Annotated in this window: 26 protein-coding genes; 13 read left to right on the top strand and 13 right to left on the bottom strand. The window is 71.1% G+C overall.

The window, feature by feature from the left end:
* Positions 1-11: 11 nt before the first annotated feature.
* Together ACIGXW_RS04535 and ACIGXW_RS04530 are read right to left on the bottom strand one after the other, a co-directional pair.
* The gene (locus ACIGXW_RS04535) at positions 12-581 is read right to left on the bottom strand and encodes a MepB family protein (protein WP_399570821.1); all 570 of its coding nucleotides are present in this window, start codon (positions 579-581) and stop codon (positions 12-14) included.
* A gap of 48 nt (positions 582-629) precedes the next feature.
* Positions 630-2,243 carry a CocE/NonD family hydrolase gene (locus tag ACIGXW_RS04530; protein ID WP_399570819.1) on the bottom strand — a complete coding sequence of 538 codons (1,614 nt, stop codon included), beginning with the start codon at positions 2,241-2,243 and terminating at the stop codon, positions 630-632.
* Between the two features lie 226 nt (positions 2,244-2,469).
* Between ACIGXW_RS04530 and ACIGXW_RS04525 the strand changes: the two genes are divergently transcribed.
* A complete protein-coding gene (locus ACIGXW_RS04525) occupies positions 2,470-3,186 on the top strand; it encodes a TetR/AcrR family transcriptional regulator C-terminal domain-containing protein (protein WP_071966473.1) in 717 nt (238 codons plus the stop codon).
* Between the two features lie 25 nt (positions 3,187-3,211).
* Here the strand turns inward: ACIGXW_RS04525 and ACIGXW_RS04520 are convergent, their stop codons facing one another.
* Entirely contained in the window at positions 3,212-3,637 is a 426-nt protein-coding gene (locus ACIGXW_RS04520; protein ID WP_399569709.1) for a DUF3224 domain-containing protein, read from the bottom strand.
* 122 nt (positions 3,638-3,759) lie between these two features.
* On the opposite strand from ACIGXW_RS04520, the gene ACIGXW_RS04515 reads away from it, so the two are divergent.
* The gene (locus tag ACIGXW_RS04515) at positions 3,760-4,752 is read left to right on the top strand and encodes a helix-turn-helix transcriptional regulator (protein WP_399569707.1); all 993 of its coding nucleotides are present in this window, start codon (positions 3,760-3,762) and stop codon (positions 4,750-4,752) included.
* 122 nt (positions 4,753-4,874) lie between these two features.
* A complete protein-coding gene (locus ACIGXW_RS04510) occupies positions 4,875-6,017 on the top strand; it encodes a PP2C family protein-serine/threonine phosphatase (protein WP_399569704.1) in 1,143 nt (380 codons plus the stop codon).
* Positions 6,018-6,058: 41 nt separating this feature from the next.
* Here ACIGXW_RS04510 and ACIGXW_RS04505 read toward each other — a convergent pair whose 3' ends face one another.
* Both ACIGXW_RS04505 and ACIGXW_RS04500 read right to left on the bottom strand, forming a co-directional pair.
* A complete protein-coding gene (locus tag ACIGXW_RS04505; RefSeq protein WP_071966470.1) occupies positions 6,059-6,592 on the bottom strand; it encodes a ferritin-like domain-containing protein in 534 nt (177 codons plus the stop codon).
* A 503-nt stretch (positions 6,593-7,095) separates the two neighbouring features.
* Positions 7,096-7,890: a calcium-binding protein gene (locus ACIGXW_RS04500; RefSeq protein ID WP_399569702.1), complete on the bottom strand. Its 795-nt coding sequence runs from the start codon at positions 7,888-7,890 to the stop codon at positions 7,096-7,098.
* Between the two features lie 512 nt (positions 7,891-8,402).
* Between ACIGXW_RS04500 and ACIGXW_RS04495 the strand changes: the two genes are divergently transcribed.
* Positions 8,403-8,603, top strand: a complete 201-nt coding sequence (locus tag ACIGXW_RS04495; RefSeq protein WP_399569699.1) for an SCO3870 family protein — start codon at positions 8,403-8,405, stop codon at positions 8,601-8,603.
* 119 nt (positions 8,604-8,722) lie between these two features.
* Positions 8,723-10,234, top strand: a complete 1,512-nt coding sequence (locus ACIGXW_RS04490) for an alpha/beta fold hydrolase (RefSeq protein ID WP_399569697.1) — start codon at positions 8,723-8,725, stop codon at positions 10,232-10,234.
* A 44-nt stretch (positions 10,235-10,278) separates the two neighbouring features.
* Here ACIGXW_RS04490 and ACIGXW_RS04485 read toward each other — a convergent pair whose 3' ends face one another.
* The 3 genes from ACIGXW_RS04485 to ACIGXW_RS04475 form a co-directional block, all read right to left on the bottom strand.
* Positions 10,279-11,331 carry a helix-turn-helix transcriptional regulator gene (locus ACIGXW_RS04485; RefSeq protein ID WP_399569695.1) on the bottom strand — a complete coding sequence of 351 codons (1,053 nt, stop codon included), beginning with the start codon at positions 11,329-11,331 and terminating at the stop codon, positions 10,279-10,281.
* A 99-nt stretch (positions 11,332-11,430) separates the two neighbouring features.
* Positions 11,431-11,946: an aegerolysin family protein gene (locus ACIGXW_RS04480; RefSeq protein WP_399569693.1), complete on the bottom strand. Its 516-nt coding sequence runs from the start codon at positions 11,944-11,946 to the stop codon at positions 11,431-11,433.
* 120 nt (positions 11,947-12,066) lie between these two features.
* Positions 12,067-13,323, bottom strand: a complete 1,257-nt coding sequence (locus ACIGXW_RS04475; RefSeq protein WP_399569690.1) for an alpha/beta hydrolase family protein — start codon at positions 13,321-13,323, stop codon at positions 12,067-12,069.
* A gap of 225 nt (positions 13,324-13,548) precedes the next feature.
* On the opposite strand from ACIGXW_RS04475, the gene ACIGXW_RS04470 reads away from it, so the two are divergent.
* The gene (locus tag ACIGXW_RS04470) at positions 13,549-14,676 is read left to right on the top strand and encodes a PP2C family protein-serine/threonine phosphatase (RefSeq protein ID WP_399569687.1); all 1,128 of its coding nucleotides are present in this window, start codon (positions 13,549-13,551) and stop codon (positions 14,674-14,676) included.
* A gap of 30 nt (positions 14,677-14,706) precedes the next feature.
* Here ACIGXW_RS04470 and ACIGXW_RS04465 read toward each other — a convergent pair whose 3' ends face one another.
* Positions 14,707-15,249: a hypothetical protein gene (locus tag ACIGXW_RS04465; RefSeq protein WP_399569685.1), complete on the bottom strand. Its 543-nt coding sequence runs from the start codon at positions 15,247-15,249 to the stop codon at positions 14,707-14,709.
* Between the two features lie 36 nt (positions 15,250-15,285).
* Positions 15,286-15,822, bottom strand: a complete 537-nt coding sequence (locus ACIGXW_RS04460; protein ID WP_399569682.1) for a hypothetical protein — start codon at positions 15,820-15,822, stop codon at positions 15,286-15,288.
* A 282-nt stretch (positions 15,823-16,104) separates the two neighbouring features.
* Between ACIGXW_RS04460 and ACIGXW_RS04455 the strand changes: the two genes are divergently transcribed.
* The gene (locus ACIGXW_RS04455; RefSeq protein WP_399569680.1) at positions 16,105-16,845 is read left to right on the top strand and encodes a hypothetical protein; all 741 of its coding nucleotides are present in this window, start codon (positions 16,105-16,107) and stop codon (positions 16,843-16,845) included.
* Between the two features lie 60 nt (positions 16,846-16,905).
* Positions 16,906-18,279: an erythromycin esterase family protein gene (locus ACIGXW_RS04450; protein WP_399569677.1), complete on the top strand. Its 1,374-nt coding sequence runs from the start codon at positions 16,906-16,908 to the stop codon at positions 18,277-18,279.
* 9 nt (positions 18,280-18,288) lie between these two features.
* On the opposite strand, the gene ACIGXW_RS04445 is transcribed toward ACIGXW_RS04450, so the two are convergent.
* Positions 18,289-18,861 (bottom strand): TetR family transcriptional regulator, encoded by a 573-nt coding sequence (locus ACIGXW_RS04445; protein ID WP_399569675.1) that lies wholly within the window; start codon positions 18,859-18,861, stop codon positions 18,289-18,291.
* 172 nt (positions 18,862-19,033) lie between these two features.
* On the opposite strand from ACIGXW_RS04445, the gene ACIGXW_RS04440 reads away from it, so the two are divergent.
* Both ACIGXW_RS04440 and ACIGXW_RS04435 read left to right on the top strand, forming a co-directional pair.
* Positions 19,034-20,224: a cytochrome P450 gene (locus ACIGXW_RS04440; RefSeq protein WP_399569673.1), complete on the top strand. Its 1,191-nt coding sequence runs from the start codon at positions 19,034-19,036 to the stop codon at positions 20,222-20,224.
* 3 nt (positions 20,225-20,227) lie between these two features.
* Complete coding sequence (locus tag ACIGXW_RS04435; RefSeq protein ID WP_071966456.1) at positions 20,228-20,446, top strand: ferredoxin; 219 nt, start codon at positions 20,228-20,230, stop codon at positions 20,444-20,446.
* Positions 20,447-20,495: 49 nt separating this feature from the next.
* On the opposite strand, the gene ACIGXW_RS04430 is transcribed toward ACIGXW_RS04435, so the two are convergent.
* A complete protein-coding gene (locus ACIGXW_RS04430; RefSeq protein WP_399569671.1) occupies positions 20,496-21,287 on the bottom strand; it encodes a LysR family substrate-binding domain-containing protein in 792 nt (263 codons plus the stop codon).
* Positions 21,288-21,345: 58 nt separating this feature from the next.
* Here ACIGXW_RS04430 and ACIGXW_RS04425 point away from each other — a divergent pair, with 58 nt between their 5' ends.
* Both ACIGXW_RS04425 and ACIGXW_RS04420 read left to right on the top strand, forming a co-directional pair.
* Positions 21,346-21,750: a DUF5997 family protein gene (locus ACIGXW_RS04425; protein WP_071966454.1), complete on the top strand. Its 405-nt coding sequence runs from the start codon at positions 21,346-21,348 to the stop codon at positions 21,748-21,750.
* 108 nt (positions 21,751-21,858) lie between these two features.
* Entirely contained in the window at positions 21,859-22,308 is a 450-nt protein-coding gene (locus ACIGXW_RS04420; RefSeq protein WP_399569669.1) for a ribonuclease domain-containing protein, read from the top strand.
* 86 nt (positions 22,309-22,394) lie between these two features.
* Here the strand turns inward: ACIGXW_RS04420 and ACIGXW_RS04415 are convergent, their stop codons facing one another.
* Positions 22,395-22,790: a cupin domain-containing protein gene (locus ACIGXW_RS04415; RefSeq protein WP_399569667.1), complete on the bottom strand. Its 396-nt coding sequence runs from the start codon at positions 22,788-22,790 to the stop codon at positions 22,395-22,397.
* 52 nt (positions 22,791-22,842) lie between these two features.
* Between ACIGXW_RS04415 and ACIGXW_RS04410 the strand changes: the two genes are divergently transcribed.
* Positions 22,843-23,835 carry a GlxA family transcriptional regulator gene (locus ACIGXW_RS04410; protein WP_399569665.1) on the top strand — a complete coding sequence of 331 codons (993 nt, stop codon included), beginning with the start codon at positions 22,843-22,845 and terminating at the stop codon, positions 23,833-23,835.
* The last annotated feature ends 53 nt before the right edge of the window (positions 23,836-23,888 follow it).

The raw sequence follows: 23,888 nt of genomic DNA, 5'->3' as shown, positions 1-23,888 counted from the left end.
ATCCGCACAGGTCACCCGCGAGAGTGATAGAGCGCGCGGGCGCGGGGAAGGTCGATCGGCGCGTCTTCGGGCAGTTGGAGGAAGTGTTCCACCTGCCAGGCCTGCGTGCTGCGGGCCTGGCGGTTGGTGGTCGTCACCCACGGCGGATAGACACGGAATCCCCGTTTCCCTCCGGAACCGTTCGTGGACACGATGTCCCGTGCGCGGAGTACCTCTCGCGGGAAGACGAACTGCCCGAACCGATCGCCCTCGCGCATGCTGATGACAAAAAGGTCCACCGGGTCTTCGGCGTCGAAGGGCTGGATCGGGCCGCTCGCGGACCTCTTCCAGACCGTGACGAACTGGCCGACCTTCGTCGGGGTCGTCTTGGCCACCCGGAACCGGACCGCGAGGCCGTCCAGCGTGAACGCACACGCCCCGTACTCGGCGCTCTCCGCTTCGGGGACCGGCTGTGAGCACGTGAAGCCGCTCGGGTCGTACGCCAGCGACTTCGCCCTCAGCAGATCATCGGGGATCCCTGGAGCGCGTAGCCAAGGCTCAGCGTCATGGGCACCGGATCCTGGAGGGGCTTCACGTTCCATCGACACCCTCACATCCTGCCAGATATAGAACGCATGAACGAATTCGGCTCAGTCCGCCGCTTCCTCACCCCCCAGGGCCCAGGGAAGGGTCAGCTCCGAGTCCGCGTGCAGCGTGATGCGGATCGGCTTGAAGCTGGTGGCCTCGACGGACGGCTCCCCGGTGCCGGGGTTGCGGGCGTAGCGCGGGTGGGCGCCTCCGCTGATCTGCAGGCGGATGCGGTGGCCGACGGCGAAGCGGTGGGCGGTGGAGCTCATCGGCACGGTGATCTCCGCGGGTTCCTGCCCGGCGGTGTGCAGGCTGGACAGACCGTCGCAGATGTTGGTGGAACGGCCTCGGGCGTCCACGTCGCACAGGCGGGCGAAGACGTCGGCGTATCCGGTGTCCGTGGAGATCCGCAGGCGCGCGGAGACCGGGCCGAGGATGTCCACGGGCTCGGTCAGCGGCGGACCGGTGAACGTCAGGACGTCGTCCCGTGCCTCCAGGGCGGTGTTGTCTCGGGGGCCTGCGGTACGGGAGAGCAGGGGGCCGCCCACGGAGGGGGTGGGGTCGGCCGGGTCGTAGCGGAAGGAGGTCAGGGGTGCGCTGTCGGTGGGGGGCTGCTGGATGAGGTGCCCGTCCGGGGTGGGGAACCAGGAAGCCGTACGGGTGGACAGGGGCCAGTCGTCGAGGTCCCGCCACGCGCCTTCGCCGCCGACGTGCACACGCACCGTGGTGGGGCGCAGGCCGGAGGGGTCGTCGCACAGGTGGGCGCGCAGCCAGGCGAGGCTCTCGGCGAACACCTCGGGCCAGCCCTGTTGCATCGCGGAGGTGTGGGTCCAGGGGCCGACGAGCAGGGAGGTCTCGCATCCGGCCCGACGCAGTCGGCCGTACTGTTCGAAGGTCTGGTCGGCGAGCACGTCGTGCCATCCGCCGATCAGGGCGGTGGGCACGCTCAACCGCTCCGCCGCCTTGCCGGTGTCCGTGCCGTGCCAGTACGGGTCGTCGGCGTCCGGGTGCGTCATCACACTGTCCAGCCAGGGCACTTCACCTAGGGCGGAGACGTACGCCCCGCGCAGCGGTTGCGCGGTGGTGATGGCGCGCAGACGGCGTTGCAGGCGCAGCATCGCCTTCACGAGGGGCACGATGCCCTGGTGCTGGTAGGTCATGCCGGCCCCGACGGCCAGGGCGTTCTCCAGGTGGAACGCGCCGCCCGCGTGGTAGAAGGCATGGGGATTGTGCAGGCCGACCTGGACGACCATCGCCTTCAGCTCCGGCGGCGGGTCCAGGGCGAGCGCCCACTGTACGTAGCCCAGGTAGCTGGGGCCGACCGTGCCCAGGGTTCCGTTGAACCAGGGCTGTTCCCGCAGCCAGGCCACCGTGGCCTGCCCGTCGGCGGCCTCGTCGCGCCAGACGTCGAACCGGCCGCCCGATCCGCCGGTGCCGCGGCAGCTCTGCAGTACGACGTGGAAGCCCTGTTCGGCGAAGAGCATGCCGTACATGGGTGACCACGGCAGGCCCCTGCCGTAGGGCGAGCGCACGAGGAGGGTGGGGAAGTCGCCCTCCGCGCGGGGGAAGTAGTGGTCCGTGCGCAGGGGGCTGCCGTCCGCGGCCGGTACCTCGAGCCCCGGTTCCCAGCCCACGTCGTGCCGCTTGGGCGGGAGGCCGCGCCATGTCGCCCTCATCATCCGTGAGGACAACGGCGGCTTCGCCGTCGGTGCGGTCCAGTCGGTCCTCGACGCGGCGTCGTACGTGTGCGTTGGCATGGTTACCCCTCCGTCATTTCCGTACGGTGTACGAGAATAACGGATGCTTGGATGGTTCCTGCACCCGAGCGACCAGCGCCCACCACACCCACACCACCCCAACGCCCATAATGTTCAGAACGTCCAGAAGAGGAACAAGAAGATCGTGACCCGTGGCGACCGGGCCGGCTCCGCAGGCGTCGACCCTCAACAGCTCTGGCTGAGTACCGGCCGACCCGGCCGGGGGCGCAAACCCGCCTTCAGCCGCACGGCGATCACGGCCGCAGCCGTCGCCCTGGCGGACGCCGAGGGGCTGGAGGCGGTCACCATGCGGCGGGTCGCCTCCGAGGTCGGGGCCGGTGTCATGTCCCTCTACAGCTACGCCCCCGACAAGGAGACGCTGCTGGAGCTGATGGTCGACCAGGTCAGCGGCGAACTCCCGACGACGGATCCCCTCACCGGCGACTGGCGTACGGACCTGAAGGCCATCGGCCATCTCCAGCGCGCCCTCATGCTCCGTCACCCCTGGCTCCCGGCCGCGCTGTCCGCCCGCCGGACCCTCGGCCCGAACACCCTGGCCTTCCTGGAACGCGCACTCGCCGCCCTGCGGCCCACCCGGCTGGACGGCGCCGCGAAGCTGGAGGTCTTCGCCCAGCTGACCGGCTTCGTCGCCGCGCACGTCGCCCACGAGATCGCGCAGGCCGCGGCAGCGCGATCACCCGAGAGGATCGAGGCCGAGGCCCGCTACCTGGCCGCCGTCGCCGCGGACGGCCACCATCCGGAGCTCGCCGAGGTCCTCTCCGCGCCCCCGCGTCCCGCCACCCCGGAGGCCACGTTCACCCGGTTCCTCGACCGCCTGGTCGACGGCCTCGAATCCGACTGACCCCGTCCGTCCCCTCCCCCGGCGGTCAGCTCAGGTCGTAGCCAAAGGTGTACGGGACGGAGGGCTCACCGTGCCGGGCGGTAAAGCTGCCGGTGCCCCGCAGCCCGGTCAGCTCGCCGGTGCCCGACCCCGGCACCACCTCGAACGCGCAGTGCACAGTGCCTTCGTCGTCGAAGGAGCCCCGCTCCTCGACGACGAAGGTGCCCTTGCGCCCGTCGAGACTGCCGGCCAGCAACTCCATTCCGGTGAAGGTGCCGGTCTTCTCGGTGACGTAGACGATGGTGTACTCGCAGGTGGTGTCGGCGGCCTCGATGCCGCCGGAGAAGGCATTGGTGACGGAGGCGTGGGCGAGCCGCGGGGACGCCTCGCCCGGGCTGACGGAGCGCTCCTCCCAGTTGGCGAAGGTGAAGTGGCCGGTGGTCTGCACGGGCGCGGGGGTCATGGGGGTCATGGGTGGTGTGTCCTCTTTCGATAAGCCGCACGGTCCTTTCGTACGGCGTCATGTGACCAGACTGGCCGCCGTACCTGACATCTCCTGTCAGGTACGGAAACAGACCGCAGGAGAATGACCCCATGCGTGCCGACCGGCTTCTCTCCCTGCTCTTGCTGCTCCAGAACCGTGGGCGGATGACCGCTCCCGAGCTCGCCGCCGAGCTGGAGGTGTCGGTCCGCACGGTCTACCGGGACATCGAGGCCCTCGGCGCCTCGGGCGTCCCGGTCCTCGCCGACCGCGGGCCCGCCGGCGGCTACCGCCTGATGGACGGATACCGCACGCGGCTGACCGGGCTCACCGACGCCGAGGCCGGTTCGCTGTTCCTCGCCGGAGCACCGGGACCGGCGCGCGACCTGGGCCTCGGCGCGGTGCTGACCACCGCACAGCTGAAACTGCAGGCCGCTCTCCCGGCCGAACTGGCGGAGCGGGCCCGGCGCGTGCAGGACCGGTTCCACCTGGACGCCCCGGCCTGGTTCCGGGACGCCGACCCTGTGCCGCATCTGGCGGCGGTCGCGCGGGCGGTGTGGGAGCAGCGAGTGATCCGTGCGCACTACCGGCGTTGGCGCGGCGAGGTGCACCGGGAGCTACGACCGCTCGGCATCGTCCTCAAAGGCGGCATCTGGTACCTCGTGGCACTGGTGGACGAGGCCGTACGGACCTATCGGATAGCGCGGTTCCTGGCCGTGGACACCACGGGAGAGACCTTCGAACGGCCGACCGGATTCGACCTGGCCGCCTGCTGGGAGGAGTCCTCCCGGCGCCTGGAATCCGCGCTTCAGCAGGGAACCGCGCACCTGCGGCTCTCACCCCGGGCGCAGCGGTTGCTGCCCATGCAGTTCGGTGCGGTGGGCGCACGTGCCCTCGAGAACGCCGGCCCGCCGGACCATGAGGGCTGGGTGCGGGTGGAGATGCCCGTCGAGGCACAGGCCGTCGCGGTCGGCGACCTGCTCAGACTGGGCGCCGAGGCGGAAGTGCTCGGCCCTCCCGAGCTGAGGCAGGCCGTCGCCGAGACCGTGGCCACGCTGGCACATCGCTACGCCGCGGGTGAAGCCGAGGCCGTTCACGGGCAGTAGGCCGGCTCGCGCAGCCGCTCCGCCGCCGACGCCGGCGCAAGACGGCTGGGCATCGTGCTCTGTTCGAACGCCGATGGCCGTGGCGGCACGTTTTCCGCTCACACCTGGTGTAAGCAGGAGCCATGGACCTGCGGCGACTCCCCGGGGCTCACCGATGGCCCCGGCAGCGAAGCCGTGCCCTGGTGGCGGTACCGCTTCTCCTCGTCCTGGTCGTCACCGTGGTCGACATCCTGGCCCCGCCCGAAGTGCACCTCGGTCCCTTCCTGGTCGCCGCGCCCGCCATCACGGCGTCGTTCGGCGGGCCGCTGATGACGGGATTCATCGGTGCGGTGGCCGTCGCGGCCCAGTCCATCGTCGCCGTCGCCCGTACCAGCCTCACCGACCTCAACCACACCCTCCAGATCACCGCCCTGATCCTGATCTCGGCGATCGTGACCCTGTTCGCCCACCACCGCGAGCGGCACGAGAAGGAGATGACGCAGCTCAGATCGGTGGCGGAAGCGACCCAAGGGGTGCTCCTACGGGCGCTTCCGCAGCGGATCGGCCCGCTGCGCATCGCGTCCGTCTACCTCGCCGCCGAGGCCGAGGCGCAGATCGGCGGCGACCTGTACGCCGTCACCCGCACCGCCCACGGCACCCGGCTCGTCATCGGCGACGTACGCGGCAAGGGCCTGGAGGCCATGGGTGACGCCGCGCTCGTCCTCGGGGCATTCCGGGCCGCCGCGCACCGGCAGGCCGAGCTGCCGGTGCTGGTCGCCGACCTCGAAGGAGCCGTCTCCTCCGACCTGGGCGTCCCCGGCGCGTCGCGGGACGAGCACGCCGACCGGGGAGAGACCTTCATCACCGCGGCCGTGCTGGACGTCCCTGACCTCGAGCCGTCCCTGCACCTGATCAGCTGCGGGCATCCCCCTCCCCTGCTGCTGCGCGACGGCCGTGTCACCCCACTGAAGGTGCGTCAGCCCGCACCTCCGCTCGGCCTCATCGAGTTCGCCCCCGCCGACATCGCCGTGGAGTCCTACGGGTTCGAACCCGGCGACGTCGTGCTGCTGTACACGGACGGCGTCATCGAGGCCCGCGACGACACCGGGACGTTCTACCCACTGTCCGAACGGATCGCGGCCTGGTCGGGACACGGGCCCCAGGCCCTCCTGCGGCACCTGTGCGAGGACCTCCTGGCCCACTGCGGCGGATCCCTCGGCGACGACGCCGCCATGGTCGCCGTCCAACGCCTCCCGGAGGCGCCCACCGCCTCCGGGATCAGCTGACGTCGGAGCCCGCCGCCTCCCGCTCAAGCAGGACAGCGGCCTCAGGTGCCGATCAGGTCGAGAAGATCGTCGGCGTGCTCCTCTTCCTGCTCGAGGATCGACTCCAGCAGGCGGCGCGTGGTGGGGTCGCGGTCCGACAGCCAGCGGACGATCTCCTGATAGCTGGAGATGACGATCCGTTCGGCGAGCAGATTGTGCTCGAGCATCGTCGTCAGGTCGTTCGGGGACGGGGTCGTGTAGTCCGTATGGGCCCGCTGCACCAGGGTCGCCGGGTCGAAATCGGGTTCACCTCCCAGTTGGGAGACCCTTTCGGCCGCCCACATGGCGTGCTGCATCTCCTGCGCGGCGTGCTCGGTGAATTCCGCCGTCACCTGTGCCCGGTCGATGCCGGTCGCCGAAATGGCGTGGCGGGTGTAGCGCAGCCAGCACACCACCTCCGTGGCGATGACGTCGTTGAGGATGCCGATGACCCGTTCCTTGTCGACGCCGTAGGTGCCGGTGACGGGGCCCGCTTCCATCTTCCGCCGCGCCTCGTCACGGATTCTGGTGACGTCCAGGACGAAGTCATCGCTCATGCCGGGTCCCTCTCTGCTCGTGCGTCGACGCTCTGCGCTCGCACTGAATTCCCCGGTAGGCGGAGGAAGGCACGCTACCCGTCACAAGATGACCGGTTCGACGCAATCCGGTGAACGCAATCCTTCGGCGTAGTCCGATAGTGCCGGTCACCTCACGTCAGTACCGCGTCCCGGACCAGATCCTTCAGCGGTGTTCTGCGGTACCTCACCGCCGCCGCGCGCAGGCGGCTCGTGGCCGCGTCGCGGTAGGGGCTGGTGGCGAGCCAGCCTTCGAGGTCGGCGTGGGTGTCCTCGTCGCGGCGGACAGCACGGCATCCTGGGGCGTACGTTCCGTGCGCGCCTCGGGGCCGTCGGTGCCTTCCGCCGCGCTCATGACGGCTGCGATCGTCTACATCCTGTTGTGGTCGTGGGAATCGAATGGTGCTGGGGCTGATGCTGGTGCCCCCGTCCCGCGCTGTGCTGCGGGACGGGGGCACCAGCCCTATCAGGTCGTTCGGAGCCCGTCAGACCTCGCAGTTGGATTCGGTGCCGAGGAAGGGGATGTCCTCCTGACAGGTGTCGTTGCCGGCACCGCCGTCGACGGTGCCGGTGGCCTCGGCGCCCTCGTGGATGTTGTCGTTGCCGCCGCCGCCCAGGACGTTGCAGCCGTTGGCGTCGGTGACGTCTATGGTGTCGTTGCCGTCCTCGCCGGCGATGGTGCTGACGTTGCAGGTGGTGACGGTCAGCTCGTCGGCGCCGTCGCCCCCGTGGAGGCTGCCGCCGGCGAGACCGTCGCTGAGGGCGAGGACGTTGATGTTGGCGAAGTCGTTGCCGGTGCCGAGGAACGCGGCGTCGGCGGACACCGTGCCGTGAACGATGAACCGGTCGGCGTTGGCCCCGGTGTCGACGAGGCCGGAGTTGTTGCCGGTGATCTCGACCGTGTCGTCACCGTCGCCGGTGACTATCGACTGGCCGGCGTGGTTGCCGAGGACTCGGACGGTGTCGTTGCCGGTCCCGGTGTTGAAGTCGGCCAGGGTGTCCAGAGCCGCTGCCGTGATGATGTCGTTGCCGGCGCCGGAGTTCACGATGCCGCCGGCGTCGGCCAGGATGGTGATCGTGTCGTTGCCGCCGAGGCTGTTGATCACCTGGCCGGGCAGCAGGAACGGGCAGACGATGTTGTCAGCGCCGCTGGTCTCCGCTCCCGTGCACTGCGCGGGCAGGGCAGAGGCGTCGGTGGCCGACAGGCCGACCACGCCGAGGGACATGAGCGCCACCGAGGCCAGCCAGGCCAGGCCGCGGCGCAGGGGGTTCGCGTACATCAGGGTGCTCCTCTCCGTCCGGCGCCCCTGGGATAGTGGGCGGCCGGGCGAGTTGGGGGTGAGCGGCGGGGGCAGCCGCACGGACACCACAGCCCCGGGGGTCCATCAACGTGGGCCGGCCCGTGGAGGGAGATCCCAGCGGGCCGAGGGCGTGTGGGGCGGCGCGCGGCCGAGCCAAGGCGCTTGTGCGCGAGCCGTCGCACCGAGCTGGATGTCCTGCGACGGTTTTCGCTCCGGCGGCGCCCCCACCGGAGCTTGAAGTGTGCGGGCCAGATGGCTGAAAAGAGGAGGCGCGTGTCAGGGCGCGCGGTGGTGAGAATCCGCGCGCGGCCCGGTTGTGAGCTGCCTCGACAAGGGGCCGCGACGAGGGCCCGGATCCCGTCGGTCCGGCCGTCGACGTGCCCTTCATCACACGCTTGAGCTGCACTATTCAGGGCAGGGGTGCGGCAGCTGACAGGGCAGCACCTGGGCCCTCCGGCGACCGGTTCGGCTCATTGTTTGGAGGAGATGGAATGGCAAAGCCCCCCTTCGGCGCCTTGTCCTGTGCACTCGCGGGGCTCGCGACCGCGCTGAGTTGCCTCACGTTCGAGTTGCGCGCAGACGGCTACGAGCAGTACGTCGAGTCCGTGGCCCACGCCGCCGTACAGATGTACGTGGCCTCGGCCTTGGTCGTGGTGACATGGGCCCGTGCCCGTAGGACGCACTCGGACTGAGGAGAACACGTCACGCCCGTCGCTTGAATCTCCCCCTGGGGGAGTTCCTACCGTACCGGTGAGCGCGGACGGCCCCCGGCGGGCCGGACGCGTGGACCGAGGTAGGCAAGGAGACGTTCATGACGGCATTCATATTGATGTCCGGCGCCCACACCGACGGCTTGGTGTGGGAAGAAACGGCCGCTCAGCTGCGGGAGTCGGGGGCCGAGGTGCATCCGGTGACGCTCACCGGCATGGGTGAGCGCCGCCGTCCGGCGGAGCCGGAGACGGACCTGGAGACGCACGTCCAGGAGCTGGTGCGGCTGATCGACGAGGTGGACGCGCCGGACGTGGTGCTGGTCGGTCACTGCTACGGCGTCTATCCGGCGTACGGCGCCGCCGACCGGCGGCCGGAGCGTGTCGCGCGGATCGTCTGTCTGGACACGGGCCTGCCTCAGGACGGTGAACCGGCCCTCAATTTGGTGCCCGACGAGGCGGTCCGCGAGCGGCTGCTGCAGCGGGCCGAACAGGCCGAGGACGACGGCTGGCTGCTGCCCCCGCCGACTGTCGAGGAGTGGCAGCGCTGGGGCAGCGTCGCCGGCGTCCCCGGGGACGCGCTCGAGCGGCTGACCCGCCGTGCCGCGCCGCAGCCGTCGGCCACGCTCACCCAGCCGCTCCGGCTGTCGGGGGCGGTCGCCGAGGTGGCGACGACCGGCGTCCTCTGCACGGCCAGTGGGCCGGGCATCGCCCTGATCGAGTCCTTGGTGCAGCTCGGGGATCCTCGCCTCACAGCGCTCGTCGACCCCCGGGTGAGCTTCTTCGAGCTCGACACCGGGCACTGGCCGATGCTCTCCGTTCCCGGCGAACTGGCCGACGTACTGCTGCGAGCCGCCGCGGGCGAAGGGCACCGTCTGACCGCACCGGAGGACAAGCAGCCGTCACACCTCCGGCACTTCCTGCTCGACGTACCGGAGCGACCTCGCGAGCGGGTGGGACGGGTCGATCTCTACCTCCCCGATGCCGACGGTCCACGCCCGGCCGTAGTGTTCGTCCATGGCGGCCCGATCCCGCCCGGCACACAGCCGACGCCACGGGACTGGCCGACCTTCGTCGGCTACGGCCGGTACGTGGCCGGTCTCGGCGCGGTCGGCGTGACGCTGGATCACCGGCTGCACGATCTCGGCGACTACGGGCGCGCCGCCGAGGACGTCGCGGAAGCGGTCGAGCTCGTACGGGCGGATCCGCGCGTCGACGCGGACCGCGTCGCGCTGTGGTTCGTCTCCGCCGGCGGACTGTTGTCCGCCGACTGGCTCGCGACGCCCCCGCCGTGGCTGCGGTGCGTCGCGGCGACCTACCCCATCCTCGCGCCGCTGCCGAACTGGGGGCTCGTCGAGGACCGCTTCCGCCCTACGACTGCCGTCCGCACGGCAGGGCGGTTGCCGATCGTTCTCAGCCGCGTGGAACTGGAATTCCCGGAGTTGGCGGCGACGGTCGCGGAGTTCGTGGCCGCCGCCGAGGACTGCGGAGCCAACCTCGAGATCATCGACGTACCCCTCGCCCACCACGGGTTCGAGACGACCGACCACACCGAGCAGACGCGCGACGCCGTGAAGCACGCGGTGCGGTCCGTACTGGGACACCTGAAGATCTGAGCTCATACGGCCGACCGGCGATAGGCGATACTGGTCGGCCGTGGTCAGCCGGACAGACAGACGATGAGCTCTTCGCGGCCGGAGACTCCGGTCTTGCGGTAGATGGCCTTGAAGTGATCGTTCACCGTGTGCGGTGACAGGCCGAGGCGGCGGGCGATCTGTTTGACGGGCAGGCCTTGCAGGGCCTGCTCGATCACCGCCTGTTCCCTGGACGTGATGCCGTACCACGCGGTGACCGCCGGCAATAGCGTGTCCGCGGCGGCGGGCTGGATCGTGACCGCCACGTCTCCCGCCACCGTGCCCTCGAGGAGCTGGGCGTGGAGTGCGATCCACCCCTGTGGCGTGGGGATTCTGCTGAGTGCCGGGCCGGAGGCGCTGCGGGCCATGTGGGTGACGTTCCAGAGGAGGGCGAAGAGTTCCTCGTCGTCGGTGGGCCCGGGCGGGGGCACGAGCGCGCGCAGGGCGTCTCGGCCTGTCGGGGTGACGCCCTTGACCTCGAAGTCACGGCCGACGAGGGCGACGCCCGGTGCCACTCCGCAGCGGATCGGGCGCAGCGGTTTGCCGGAGACGAACCGCTGCAGGGCGAATGTGATGTGCCGGGCCAGGCGTTCGGCTTGCTGGACTTCGGCCGGCAGGAACGGCGTGCGACTTCGCTCCCGCAGCAGGACCATGCCACCCCACAGCACGCCGCCGTGCGTCAGGGCGATGCGCATCTCGCTGCCGAACCCCTCGGCGGCCAGGATGTCGTGTTGGTGCTCGCTGTCCCGCTCCTTGGGCGAACCGGACCCGAAGACCCCGACCTGGCGGCGGCCGCTGACGAGTTGCGTGAAGGAGTGCCGGTCGCGTCGGTGGGCGTCCTCGATCGCCAGGCGGCGCTGGGACCTGGTGCTGTAGCTGTGTTCTCCGACGCTGAAGACGTACGCGCGGGTGACCGGGTCCACGGCGACGAGCGTGTACCCGTCGTGCGGGACGACCCGGCCCACCTGGCGGGAGATCTCGGCGCCCAGCTCGGGGACGGTGGTGGCTTCCGCCGCGGCCCCCGGCATGGCGTGGCACACCGCATCGACCCGCGCGCTCGTGTCACAGCTACGGCCCACGCTCGCCTCCCGGACTCGGGAGACGAGGCTACTCGTGGCCGGGCCGTCGGCCCATGGGGGCGCGGAGCATGTCGCGAAACCACCGGTACGGCGTCGGAGTCAGGATCCTATGAAGGTGAACTGGACGCCCGCGTGGTTGCCGCTTCCTCCGACGATGGTGACGCGGAACGCCCCGTCGGTGCCCGCGGTGTCATAGGAGTTCGAACCGACGTACGGGTTGTTCCAGTGCAGGTGAAGCCGCTTGGTGTTGTTGGCGGGGTTCCTGCAGCCCTGGGTGACGAAGTCCGCTTCGCCTTCGGTGCCGGTGAGGACGCCGTTCGACTCGGACTCCCATGTGATGGTGTCGCCGCGTTCGATGAAGGCGGGAGGGCGTCGGGTCCACTCGCCGTGGTCGAGCCGCGCGGTGATCAGCACCAGGTCGCACCTGGTGCTGTTGGTCATGAACACCTCTACGCTGCGGGCCGCGTTGACTCTCTCCGCTCCCGCTTCCCCGGCGGTCGATGCCACCGCCGGGGCGGCGGCCCCCACCGCGAGGAGAGCCGCGATGACGGCCGCCCGTCCGGCCTGCCCCCTGACGCGCCCCGTAGCTGTCGCCCTGGTCGTCTTGCCGCTCATCTCGTTCCCCTTCGGCAGAGTAAGAAGTGGTGCGGACTTGCCCTCCCAAGGATCGAAGGTCGATCTTGCGCGGGGTATCCCTGCATCCAGGGGGTTGACTCATCGGCGCAGCGTCCCGCTTCAGTCGATGAACGAGACCTCCGGGTGGGCAGCCGAAGGACCGTCGAAGAGGCCGCGGTCCGGGCGGTGCCTCAGGTGCACGTCGAAGAACTCGCTCAGGTAGGCGCGTTGCGCACGGACGGAGCGTGCGGGGTCGACGGTGCCGACGAGTACGGCCAGCCTGTCCGCGGGCATGTTGCCGGCCGCGGCGATCGGCGGGAGCTGGGCCTGCAGGTCGGTGTAGGCGTAGTGGCCCGCGGTGGGTATCTGCAGGTTGCGGTGCCAGCCGCGCAGGTTCTTCCACAGGGTCGCCAGTACCTCGTCCCGGCTGTTGCCGAGCACGCTGTTCATCAAGAGGAACGGCCGGTCCAGGCCGCCGTCGACCACGGAGCCGATCGCGTTCGCGCCCGCGCCGACCGCTCCGTCCAGGTCGACGGCCGCGCGGATGCGCGGGTCGTCGTGCATCGCCTGGGCGGCCGTGGCGCCTCCGATGGAGTGGCCGAACATGCCGACGGCGGTCAGGTCCGCGCACCCGGCGAGGCCGGACGGCAGCGGACGACGGTCCGCGTCCGGGCCGCCGCCGCGGTGCAGCGTCTCCAGCCGGTCGAGCACGAAGCGGACGTCGGCCACCCGTACGTCGACCAGGGCCCGCAGGGTCGCCTTCTCGGTCGCGTCCTGGGTACGGGCCACCCGGCCGTCAGAGAATTCCACGGCGATCGTCTCGTGGGTGTGGTCCACGGCCACCACCAGACAGCCACGACTGGCCAGTTCCTCCGCCAGGACGGTGCCGAAGCCCCGCGGCATGTTCCGGCCGGGCGAGTACAGGACCACGGGGAGGCCTCCGGGCCGACGCCTCACCGGCGCACCGGTGACGGCGTGGGTCCGGGTCGCCGCCCAGTCGGCGCCCCCTGGCTTGACGGAGAAGTCCTCTCTCGTCTCCACGAGCTGCTGCCATTCGGCCGCCACGCGGGGCGGCAGCTGAAGGGCCGGTCGTCGCCCCGGTACCGGGAGGGACGGGTACCAGACGGTCGTCATCAGCTCGCGCGCGGCCCGGGTGGTGAGCCATGGATCGGGTCTCGAAGGGTCGACGAGGTGCAGGGATGCCGTGCCGACGGGGTACGGCCCTGTGGGGGGCGGCAGCGTCATGGTCACGGGGCGCGTACGACCGCCGGGTGCCGCCCCGGCGACGCTCGCGCCCGCCATGGGAGCGAGCAGCGCGAGCCCGAGGGCACCGACGAATTGCCGACGTCGAAGGTGTCGAAGGTTCGGTGACTTCATGCCTGCGACGCTATGGAGCGGCCCCGGCCGGGCACCTCCTCCCCCGGTCCCGACCGCCTCCGCCGGAAGGGGGAGCGACCCGCTCCCGGGTGACTACGCCGCCTGTGCCATGGCGGCGCCACCGGGCGCCCCCGCACCCATACGGCCGCCCCATGACTGGCAGCCGCAATCCGGCCCGACGATGCTGGAGCGTGTCGTACAGCACGGAAGAGCGGGAGCGGGTACGTGAGGGCACCGAGCGCGGGGGGCAGCGCTGTGAAGCGCTGGTGGCTGCGCCATCTGCAGCTGGTGCCCGCCCTGCTGCTCGCCGTGGGCGCGTTCCTCGACTACAACACCCCACCGCATTTCAGCGCCGAGGCCCTCTACACCGCCGCGCCGATGTCCGCCGCCGCGCTGCTGTCGCTGCGTGCCACGATTCTGGCGGGCATCGGTGCGTGTGCCGCCGATTTCGCGCTGCTCACCCACTTCGGCCTCATGGACGACTCCGGTGGGCGGAGCGAGCTGGCGGCGGTCGCGACCGTCTCGGCCTTCGCCGTCGTCGTCAGCCGCCTCATGTACTACAGCGACGTGCGGTTGCAGTCCGCGCGCGGCATCGCCCTCGCCGTCCAGCGCGCGGTGCTGCCGGAGCCGCCCGAATCGATCGGGCCCCTGCGGATCGCCGTGCGCTATCAGTCGGCCGTCAAGGACGCGCAGATCGGCGGTGACCTCTACGGCGTGCAGGACACCCCGTACGGAGTGCGCTGTGTGGTCGGCGACGTCCGTGGCAAGGGCATGGAGGCGGTCAAGGCGGTGGACGTGGCGCTCGGGGCGTTCCGGGAGGCCGCCGAGGAGGAACCCACGCTCGCCGGGGTCACGGCCAGGGTGGATCGGGCGATGATGCGGGAGGCCGAGCGGCGGGCGGGAATCGAGCGGATCGAGGGTTTCGTCACCGCTGTCCTGGCGGAGATCCCGCACTCCGGCGACGGGCTGCGGCTGATCAACCGCGGCCATCCGGCGCCGCTGCTGCTGCACGGTGGCGCGGTGCGCAGCCTGCCTCCGTCCGATCCGAGGCTGCCGCTGGGGCTGGCCGGCCTGGGGGCCGGCGAGGACCGGACCGATACGGTGCCGTTCCCGGCGGGGGCGACCCTTCTGCTGTACACGGACGGCCTCACCGAGGCGCGCGACCGGGCCGGGGTCTTCTACGACCCCGTCACCGGCCTGGCCGGGCGTGAGGTTTCCGGACCGGACGCGCTGCTCGACGCCGTCCTCTCCGATGTGGGCCGCCACACCGGTGGCCGCATCACCGATGACATGGCCCTGCTCGCGGTGACCCGGAGCAGGGCCACGGGCACCCGTGAGGTGCCGGGGCCGTGAGGGGGCAGTGCTCACGGCCCCGGCGGGTGGTCAGTGCAGGAGCGGCGAGCCCGTCAGCTGACGCGTGATGGGGCCCTTGCCGTCGCCCTCGATGTCGTAGACGACGGTGGAGTCCGTCGACCACCACAGGTTCTTGTCGTACGTGGCCGCCGGCGCCGCGCACGTGGAGGCGCCCCGGTCCGTGGCCCCGTACTCGTAGTGCTTGTTCACCAGCTCGGTCAGGTCGCACGTCTTGGACGTGATGACCTTGTCGACGTCGGGGGCCGTCGGGCCCGACCGCGCCTCGAGCCTCGTCGTGATCTTGAAAGAGGTGAACCGCTTGCCGAGGTCGATCGCCTGCAGGTCGAGCATCTGCCAGCTCGTCGCGCTGTGGCCGGTGACCTTGCCGTTGGTGACGTCGGCGCAGTTCTCGATGTAGTAGGTCTGGTCGGGCTTGTTGCCAGGGTTGATGACGTCGAACTGGTCCTTGAAGGAGTCCGAGCACGAGCCGACGGCGGAAGCGGGCGCCGCGAAGACGATGCCTCCGGCCAGAACACTGGCCGCGAGGGTGGCGGCGGCGAGGGTCTTACGCATGAATGTCCTCTCTACGACAGTCGACAAGACGGGCTGTTAGTTGCAGGACCCGACGCCACGGACGGTGTCGATGACGACGCTGCCGCCCTTCTTCATGTACGAGTACACCTCGCCGCACCAGCCGCGGTTCTGGTAAACGGGGCCCGCGTAAGTGGAGAAAGTGCCGAAGTTCTCCGTGTGCGGGGTGTCGGTGTAGTTGTCCTTGAGCCGGATGCCCATGTACTGCTTGGCACCCGTGTCGTTCCACAGGACGGCGCAGATCGGCTTGTCGTAGTACGAGGGGCCGCTCTCCTTGCCGTTGGTCCACAGGTACAGCGTCGCGTACCGGGCGGTCGCGGACGGCAGGCGCTCGGCGTACACCGACTGGTTGTAGTCGGCGCCGCAGACGTTTCCGGCCGCCGCGGCGGCCTGGGGGGCTGCGGCGACGATGCTCTTCGTCTTCGCCGATGCCTTGGGGGCGAACTGGACCGAGCCGACCGTGGCCGGCGCCTTCGGCGCGTCGCCGGAGACGGCCATGGCGGTCTGCGGAACGGCAATGCCCAGGGTGGCCATGGTGGTTGCGGCCACGGTCACGCGAATCGCGGTCTTCTTACCGAGCATGCGAAACAAATCCCCCTCGTGACATGCAAAAAGGCAAAGGGGTCCCCAGTTGGACCAGTCCCCCCTTGATGGTCAGGCGGGAACTTATCAGGCCCTCACACGACTTCCTATGATCCATTCCACACGGCAGCGCACCGCCGCCGACCGGCGCTTTTGCGGATTCCATTCCTCCGCCTAGCGCCCCAACTCCGGTTTCATTCGTGCTTCATTGCGCGCGCGTAGGTTTCGTAGCCCTCAAGCCTTACGGAGCGAGCGATGCCCACGGAAGTCACCCTCTGGCTGACCCCTGAAGAGGCGGCCTCTGGAGTCACCAGAGCCGTCGCCCTCCCCAGGGGGACGGTGAACGTCCGCATTCCACCGGTGCAGGACGGCAGTCTCATCAGGGTCTCCACCGACAAAGGCGAGACGATCCTCCGGATCCGCCTTCACGGCACGCCGGCCCGGGCACCGGGCGCCGGGCGGCCGTCCTTCCTCGGCGGACCGGCGGCCAAGCCGTTGCTCGTCCTCGGGGTGCTCGCCGTCCTGGCCGCCGTCGTCCTGCTGACCCAGCGCGACGATTCCACCCCGTCGACAGCGGGCCGCCCGGGTGCCGCCACCACGGCCCCGTCCCCCGCCGGGTCCGCCACGGCCACCCCCGGACCGGTCGGCAGAACTCCCGGCTCCCTCGATCCCCCCTACGGCGACGGCCGTTCCGGACCGGCGAGCACCTACCCGACCGCCGCCCCGCCGGCCCCCTACACCACCGGGACGTGCCTCAACGGGACCCTGCCCGACTCGACGACCCCGGTGAAGGTGAAGAACGTCGACGTCGTCGCCTGCTCGTCGTCCGACGCGCACTACCGGGTCATCCAGGCGTATCACGGGACGACCGAGCTGTCCCGGTGCCGGGACGACTCCGAGACCCAGTACTCCTTCTCCTCCCGGACGACGCTGGGCGGGCGGACCATCAGCTCGGTCGTCTACTGCCTGGTGGGCATCGGTTCCTACGCGCGGTAGGGAGGACCGGTCGCGGGCGGGCGGGACCGCCGCCCCGGGGGCCCCTGTATAACTTCCTGCATGACACACGTATCCATACGCCGTCCCGTGGCCGTGGCGCTCGCTCTGGCGGCCCTCCTGGGCCCGGCCGCCGCCACCGCGACAGCGGCCGGCGCGCCCGCCGCCCCCGCCCCTGCGGCTTCGGCCTCGCCCCAGGACCGTGAGGTGGTGGCCGGACTGCAGCGGTACGCGCATCCGTTGCGCACCGCCGAGCCCGGTGGGCCCGGGGGCGACCTGGCCGCGTTCGCCTCGATGACGCGGGGGGCGAGCATCGTCGGATTCGGCGAGGCCTCGCACGGCTCAAAGGAACTGTTCACCGTGAAGGACCGGCTGTTCCGGGAGCTGGTGAAGCGGGAGGGCTTCTCCGCCTACGCCATGGAGATCAGCTGGTCGGCGGCCACCCGGCTCAACACCTACCTCAGCACCGGCAAGGGCGACGTCCGGCAGATCATGCGCGACGAGTTCCAGGACGGGTACTCCCTGCTGAACACGGACGAACTGGCGCGGATGTTCAGCTGGATGCGCGAGCACAATCGCACCGGCCCGCATCAGGTCCGGGTCGTGGGCCTGGACTTCTCCGACGCCGATCCGGAGCAGTACAACCGCATCCTCACCTGGGCGGAGGGCAACGAGCCCGCTCTCGCACCCGAACTCCGCCGCCACTACGCCGCACTGCGCGCCCTGCCCACCCAGGTCGCCGCGCGCATGGCGGCGTACAACGCCCTTCCGCTCGCCGAGCGGAAGGCGATCGCGAAGGACGCGGAGGCCGCGTACCAGCTGCTGGCCAAGGCCGGGAAGCAGGATCCCTGGGTGCTGCAGGAGGCCCGGATCCTCTCGCACATGGCCAAGGAGTACACCGTCGACTGGAGCGACCCGGCTCAGGCGAAGGCCGCGAGCCGCTACCGCGACCGGACCATGGCGGAGACCGCCGTGTGGTGGCAGCGGCAGACCGGCGAGCGGATCGTGGTCTCGGGTCACAACGGTCACGTCGCCTACGAGTCCGCGGTGCCCGACCACTACCCGGTCACGATGGGCGCCGACCTGCGCGAACTTGTCGGCCGTGCATACCTCGCCGTCGGCACCTCGCTGAACGGCGGCGACTACCGCGCCAAGACGGCGACGGGCGAGGCGGGCACGTACAGCGTCGGCCCGGCCGCGCCCGGCAGCAACGAGTACACCCTCGACCAGGTGCGCTACCGCGACTTCTACGTCGACCTGCGCGCGGCCGGCCGCGATCGGACGGTCGGCGGATGGCTGAACACGGCACGCCCGACGTTCGTCATCCCCGGGCGGTACCCCAACCAGCCGACCCCGCCGCTCGCGCTGGGCCGCGCCTTCGACGTCGTGGTGCACCTGCACCGGGTCCACGCGTCCGTGCCGGTGCCGCAGCCGTAGCCGAATCCGTCACGGCAGTCGCTCCAGGAGCGTCCGGGCCGCGTCCAGCATCAGCCGGCACACATGCTCCGGGTCGGCGCCGGCCAGCGGCTCCTGGCGCACCACGACCCGGGTCAGCCCTATGCCGAGCAGCCAGGCCAGGACCAGGGCGGAGCGCAGTTCGGCGTCGTCCGCGTCGGTGAGCCCGGCCAGGACGTCGGCGTACTCCTCGGTCAGGAGCCGGCTGGTCCGCGCGGCCTCGTCGTCTCCTCCGACCGAGCGGAGGAAGACCTCCAGCGAGCGGTCCCCGGGCGGGGTGCCGCCCGGGGCGAGCAGATTGCGCAAGGCGGTCTCCAGCAGTCGCTCGGCCGGTGTCTCGCGCAGCTGCCGGCGGCCGTCCTGTGCCACCACTTCGCCGAAGAGAGCGGTCTTCGACCCGAAGTAGCGGAAGAGCAGGGCCTGGTTGACGCCGGCGCGGTCGGCGATGGCGCGCACGGTCGTCCGGTCGTAGCCGCGTTCGGCGAACAGCCCGGCCGCCGCCTCGATCAAGGACTGGCGGGTGGCCTCGGCGTCACGTCGGCGCACCGTTTTTTCCGTGGTCATCCCGTTCCTCCTCAAGCGCCGACCGGCCCGCCCGGGCGTTCGAAACCCCTACGGGCCAGGGCCCGTTGACGTCCTTTCTACCCCGTCCTACGGTCGTTGTAAGCAGGTGCTTACATGTGCCGCCCGCACCGGCGCGAGACCTACTGCCTACGCGAGGGAACAAGGGGTCCTGATGTCCACCTCCCACAGCGAGCCCGCCGCCTATCCGTTCAACGAGCCGACCGGCCTGGACCTGTCCGAGGAGTACGACAAGACGCGCCGCGGCGAGGGGCTGCGACGCGTCCGGCTGCCCTACGGCGAGCCCGCCTGGCTCGTGACCCGCTACGCGGACGCCAGGCTCGTCCTGGGCGACCGCAGGTTCAGCCGCGCAGCCTGCGTCGAGCACGACGAACCCCGCCAGTCGGCCGCCCGGAACACCACCGGCATCCTCACCATGGACCCTCCCGACCACACCCGACTGCGCACACTGGTGACGAAGGCGTTCACCGTGCAGCGGGTGGAGCGGCTGCGGCCCGGCATCCGCGCCCTGGCCGAGAGCCTGCTGGACGACATGGTCGCCGCCGGCCCGCCCGCCGATCTGGTCGAGGACTACGCGCTGCCCATCCCCGTCTCCGTGATCTGCCGGCTCCTCGGGGTGCCCGAGGCGGACCGGCCCCTCTTCCGCAAGTGGAGCGACGACGCGCTGTCCACCAGCTCGCTCACGGCCGAGGAAGCGGACGCGAGCCGGGAGGAGTTGCGCGCGTACATGGCGGGGCTGATCGCCGAGCGCCGCGCCCGGCCCGCGGACGACCTGATGACCGCCCTGATCGGGGCCCGCGACCAGGACGACCGGCTCTCGGAGCTGGAGCTGATCGACCTGTGCGTGGCCGTCCTGGTCGCGGGCCATGAGACCACCGCCACCCAGGTCCCCAATTTCGTGTGGACCCTCCTGGAGCATCCCGAGGAGCTGGCGCGGCTGCACAAGGACCCCGGGCTCGTCCCCGCCGCGGTCGAGGAGCTGCTGCGCTTCGTCCCCTTGGGCATGGCCGCGTCCATGGCCCGCTACGCGACGGAGGACATCGAGGTGGGCGGCACGCTGGTGCGGTCGGGCGAGCCGGTCCTGGTGTCGGTGGGCTCCGCCAACCGCGACGTGCTGCGCTTCCCGGACCCCGACGCCCTCGACCTCGACCGGGAGGGCAACCAGCACCTGGGCTTCGGCCACGGCGTCCACCACTGCCTCGGCGCACCCCTCGCCCGGGTCGAGCTCCAGGAGGCCCTACGGGCCCTCGTGCTGCGGATGCCGGGCCTTCATGTGGCCGGGGACATCGTCTGGAAGACGCAGATGCTGGTGCGCGGGCCCCGCTCGATGCCGGTGGGGTGGTGAGCGATGGCCTGGCGGGTGACGGTGGACCGCGGCCGGTGCATGGGCTCGGGCATCTGCACGTCCCTGGCCGCCTCGTCGTTCGTCCTGGACGGCGAGCGCTCCCGGCCGCTGGGCGGCGGCGAGAGCGCGCCCGACGAGACGGTCCTCGACGCGGCCGATTCCTGCCCGGCGGGGGCCATCACCGTGACGGAGGAGGGGCGGGTGATCGGCCCCCGGGACTGACCGGGCCGATGGCCGCGGGGGGGGGGGACGGCCCGCGGGGCTGGGACCGCTACGGCCGGCGGCGGGGCTTGCCGCGATGGGCGGTCTTGCCGCCCTTGGTTCCCTTGGCGCCGCCCGAGCCGCTCCGGGGGCTCTTGCCGCCCGACTTCCCCGTCGACTTGCCGGCCGCGGGCTTGCGCTGCGCGCCGCGCGCCTCGGGGCGCTTGCTCTTCGGCTGCGCCTGGGCCTGGGGCCGGCCCCGTGTGCTGTTGACGGTGCGCCCGCGGACGATCCCGATGAACTGCTCCACCAGATCGGTGGTTTCCTCCTCCGGCCACGACAGCGCGACGCGCGACTGGGGGACGTCGGAGAGCGGCCGGTAGGTGAGGTCCTTGCGGTGGTGCAGGCGGGCGAGCGACTGCGGGACGACGAGGAGTCCCACTCCCGCCGCCACCAGCTCGATGGCGTCCGCGGTCGTGGCAGGGCGCTCGAGCGCGGGGCGTCCCGGCGGACGCTCCCACTCCAGGGTGTCGTCGAGGGGATGCAGCACGAGCTCGTCGGCCAGGTCCTCGGCGGACACCTCGTCGACCGCCGCCACGACGTGGTCCTTCGGGATGACGACCACCGTCGTCTCGGTGTACAGGGGGATCGCGCTGAGGTCCCTGCGGTCGGCCGGCAGCCGGATGAAGCCCGCGTCGGCCCCGGCGGCGCGCAGCACGTCGCACGCCTCGGCGGCGGAAACGCCGATGAGGGTCAGTGGGACGTCGGGCAGCCGCTCGTTCCAGATCCGCACCCACTTCGTGGGCGTCACTCCCGGGACATACGCGAGCCGGAACGTAGGGGAATCTTCCGAGCCTGTCACTCCCCTAGGTTACCGGTCGTGGTCAGAGGTAGCTCACACGCTCGATACTCTTGACACCATGACGTCGCACAAGACCACCCAGACGATGAAGCCCGCGACCGCGGCGAAGAAGCTGGGTGTGTACCTCGAGGCCACCCCCGCCGAGTTCCAGGAGGGTGTCGTCTCGCGCACCGAGCTGAACGCGCTGCAGACCGACCCGCCCGAGTGGCTCCAGGAGCTGCGACGCAACGGTCCGCACCCCCGGCCCGTGGTCGCGGCGAAGCTGGGCGTCTCCATCGCGGGCCTGGCCCGTGGCGGAGTCACGGAGGCCCTCACCACGGAGCAGATCGAGGCCCTGAAGCAGGAGCAGCCCGAGTGGCTGCAGCGCGAGCGCGCCACGCAGGCCGAGGTCCGCAAGGAAGCGGTGCGCATCAAGGAGAAGAACGCCGAGCGGGACGAGCAGGCCCGCCAGCAGCGTTCCTGATCTCCGTCTGACCCATGGATGCCGTCGGTGGTCCTCGCCTGGTGAGGTGAAGATCACCGACGGCATCTTTTTGCGTATCCCGTAGGCTTCGTCACCGTTGATGGGAGTATGACCACATTTCGTAGCACTCGGCATGTCACGGCCGCCGCCCTGCTCCTGTCGGCCGTCGCCTTGTCCCCCGCACCCGGCGCGCCCACGGCCACTGCCGCGGTCCGCCCGGCCGACGTCATCGATCCGCCGCTGCCGGTCGAACGATTCCCCGCCCAGGTCAAGAACGCCTGCGGCATCTGGAAGGGCCTGAACTGGCCGGCCTCGGACCGGGCGCACGACTACCCCGTGGCCCGCTCCGCCCTCGTCATCCGCGGCGGCAACATCCACCGCAACCTCAGCGGCCACCTCCCCGCGACCGGCCACTACCGCGAATACGACGTCACCCCCCGCCCACCGGGCCGGCACCGCGACGCCGAACGCCTCGTCCGCGACCCGGGCACCCGCACCGTCTGGTACACCGCCGACCACTACCGCAACTTCCGGAAGATCACCTCGGGCTGCCCCTGAATCAAGGCCTTCCGGGCATGGAGGTACGGGCCGGACCCCGGAATCCGTCGCCTGTTTCCGCTCCGCGTCGCACGGCAGGACTCCGATCAGGAACCGAGTAGGTGCCCGGTCGTCGCGTCGACGTGGTCCGGAACCTCGTCGTGGCGGTCCCCCACCGTGGGCGTCCCGCTCGGCTCGAACAGCAGGATCGCCGCGCCGGAGGGGGCGGACGGCTTGTGCTCCGTGCCCCGGGGGACGGTGAACACCGCGCCCCGGGGCAGCAGGACCGTGCGCTCCCCGGCGGGCTCGCGCAGGGAGATGCGCAGCTCGCCGTCGAGGACCATGAAGAACTCGTCGGTGTCGTCGTGGACGTGCCAGATGTGCTCTCCCTGGACCTTGGTGACGCGGACGTCGTAGTCGTTGACGCGCGTGACGATGCGAGGGCTCCACAGGGCGTCGAAGGAGGCCAGGGCCTTGTCCAGGAGGATGGGTTCGTTGCTCATGGGCTCATCCTCCGCCGGTGCTCCCGGCCGGTGTGAGTGCTAGGAATCGCATATGACGCAACAATCCTCGCAACCGGACCGCACGGCGGGCGTACACCGGGTCGTCGTGATCGTGGACGAGAACTCGAACCCCTTCGAGCTCGGCTGCGCGACCGAGGTCTTCGGGCTGCGCAGGCCGGAGATCGGCCGTGAGCTGTACGACTTCGTGCTGTGCTCCCCCGAGCCCCGCACCCTGATGCGGGACGGCTTCTTCACGCTCACCGGAGTCGCAGGTCTCGAGGCGGCCGAGGCGGCGGACACGTTGATCGTCCCCAACCGCCCCGACGTCGAGGTGCCCCGCCGCCGGTCGGTGCTCGAGGCGATCCGGCGGGCGCACGCGCGCGGTGCGCGCCTGGTCGGCTTCTGCAGCGGCGCCTTCACGCTGGCCGAGGCCGGGGTCCTCGACGGGCGCCGGGCCACCGCGCACTGGCAGTGGGCGGACGACTTCCGGGCCCGCTTCCCCTCCGTCCGGCTCGAGTCGGACGTGCTGTTCGTGGACGACGGGGACATCCTCACCGCCGCCGGGAGCGCGGCCGCGCTCGACCTCGGGCTGCATGTCGTCCGCCGTGATTTCGGGGCCGAGATAGCCAACTCCGTCAGCCGGCGGCTGGTCTTCGCGGCGCACCGGGACGGTGGGCAGCGCCAGTTCGTGGAGCGTCCCGTGCCCGACCTCCCGGACGAGTCGCTGGCGCCCGTCCTGGCCTGGGCCCAGGAGCGGCTGGACTCGCCGCTCACGGTGCCCGCCCTCGCGGCGCGTGCGGCGGTCAGTCCGGCGACGCTGCACCGTCGCTTCCGGGCGCAGCTGGGAACGACCCCGTTGGCGTGGCTGACGGGGGAACGGCTCGCTCTGGCCTGCCGGTTGATCGAGCGCGGCGAGTCGCGGTTCGAGGTGGTCGCGCGGCGCAGCGGGCTCGGCACCGCCACCCACTTGCGTACGCTGATGCGGCGCGGGACCGGCCTGACTCCGTCGGCGTACCAGCGCCGGTTCGGGCCCGGGGCGGGGTGAGGCCGCGGCGCGTACGGGGCTCAGACGGTCTCGGTTCGAAGCCCTAGGTCCAA

It is taken from the genome of Streptomyces sp. NPDC053079 (genome assembly GCF_044546695.1).
In the GTDB taxonomy this organism is placed as follows: Bacteria; Actinomycetota; Actinomycetes; order Streptomycetales; family Streptomycetaceae; genus Streptomyces.
The sequence above is the reverse complement of the archived record's forward strand: the minus strand, read 5'-3'. Positions and strand labels throughout refer to the sequence as shown.

Bases quoted from the DNA above. Each gene is read 5' to 3' on its own strand.
- ACIGXW_RS04495 (WP_399569699.1), top strand. From the start codon at position 8,403: ATGGCAAAGCCCCCCTTCGGCGCCTTGTCCTGTGCACTCGCGGGGCTC.
- ACIGXW_RS04480 (WP_399569693.1), bottom strand. From the start codon at position 11,946: ATGAGCGGCAAGACGACCAGGGCGACAGCTACGGGGCGCGTCAGGGGG.
- ACIGXW_RS04440 (WP_399569673.1), top strand. From the start codon at position 19,034: ATGTCCACCTCCCACAGCGAGCCCGCCGCCTATCCGTTCAACGAGCCG.
- ACIGXW_RS04425 (WP_071966454.1), top strand. From the start codon at position 21,346: ATGACGTCGCACAAGACCACCCAGACGATGAAGCCCGCGACCGCGGCG.
- ACIGXW_RS04465 (WP_399569685.1), bottom strand. From the start codon at position 15,249: ATGCGTAAGACCCTCGCCGCCGCCACCCTCGCGGCCAGTGTTCTGGCC.
- ACIGXW_RS04515 (WP_399569707.1), top strand. From the start codon at position 3,760: ATGCGTGCCGACCGGCTTCTCTCCCTGCTCTTGCTGCTCCAGAACCGT.
- ACIGXW_RS04475 (WP_399569690.1), bottom strand. From the start codon at position 13,323: ATGAAGTCACCGAACCTTCGACACCTTCGACGTCGGCAATTCGTCGGT.
- ACIGXW_RS04420 (WP_399569669.1), top strand. From the start codon at position 21,859: ATGACCACATTTCGTAGCACTCGGCATGTCACGGCCGCCGCCCTGCTC.
- ACIGXW_RS04455 (WP_399569680.1), top strand. From the start codon at position 16,105: ATGCCCACGGAAGTCACCCTCTGGCTGACCCCTGAAGAGGCGGCCTCT.
- ACIGXW_RS04520 (WP_399569709.1), bottom strand. From the start codon at position 3,637: ATGACCCCCATGACCCCCGCGCCCGTGCAGACCACCGGCCACTTCACC.
- ACIGXW_RS04505 (WP_071966470.1), bottom strand. From the start codon at position 6,592: ATGAGCGATGACTTCGTCCTGGACGTCACCAGAATCCGTGACGAGGCG.
- ACIGXW_RS04410 (WP_399569665.1), top strand. From the start codon at position 22,843: ATGACGCAACAATCCTCGCAACCGGACCGCACGGCGGGCGTACACCGG.
- ACIGXW_RS04530 (WP_399570819.1), bottom strand. From the start codon at position 2,243: ATGAGGGCGACATGGCGCGGCCTCCCGCCCAAGCGGCACGACGTGGGC.
- ACIGXW_RS04490 (WP_399569697.1), top strand. From the start codon at position 8,723: ATGACGGCATTCATATTGATGTCCGGCGCCCACACCGACGGCTTGGTG.
- ACIGXW_RS04510 (WP_399569704.1), top strand. From the start codon at position 4,875: ATGGACCTGCGGCGACTCCCCGGGGCTCACCGATGGCCCCGGCAGCGA.
- ACIGXW_RS04415 (WP_399569667.1), bottom strand. From the start codon at position 22,790: ATGAGCAACGAACCCATCCTCCTGGACAAGGCCCTGGCCTCCTTCGAC.
- ACIGXW_RS04435 (WP_071966456.1), top strand. From the start codon at position 20,228: ATGGCCTGGCGGGTGACGGTGGACCGCGGCCGGTGCATGGGCTCGGGC.
- ACIGXW_RS04450 (WP_399569677.1), top strand. From the start codon at position 16,906: ATGACACACGTATCCATACGCCGTCCCGTGGCCGTGGCGCTCGCTCTG.
- ACIGXW_RS04535 (WP_399570821.1), bottom strand. From the start codon at position 581: ATGGAACGTGAAGCCCCTCCAGGATCCGGTGCCCATGACGCTGAGCCT.
- ACIGXW_RS04500 (WP_399569702.1), bottom strand. From the start codon at position 7,890: ATGTACGCGAACCCCCTGCGCCGCGGCCTGGCCTGGCTGGCCTCGGTG.
- ACIGXW_RS04445 (WP_399569675.1), bottom strand. From the start codon at position 18,861: ATGACCACGGAAAAAACGGTGCGCCGACGTGACGCCGAGGCCACCCGC.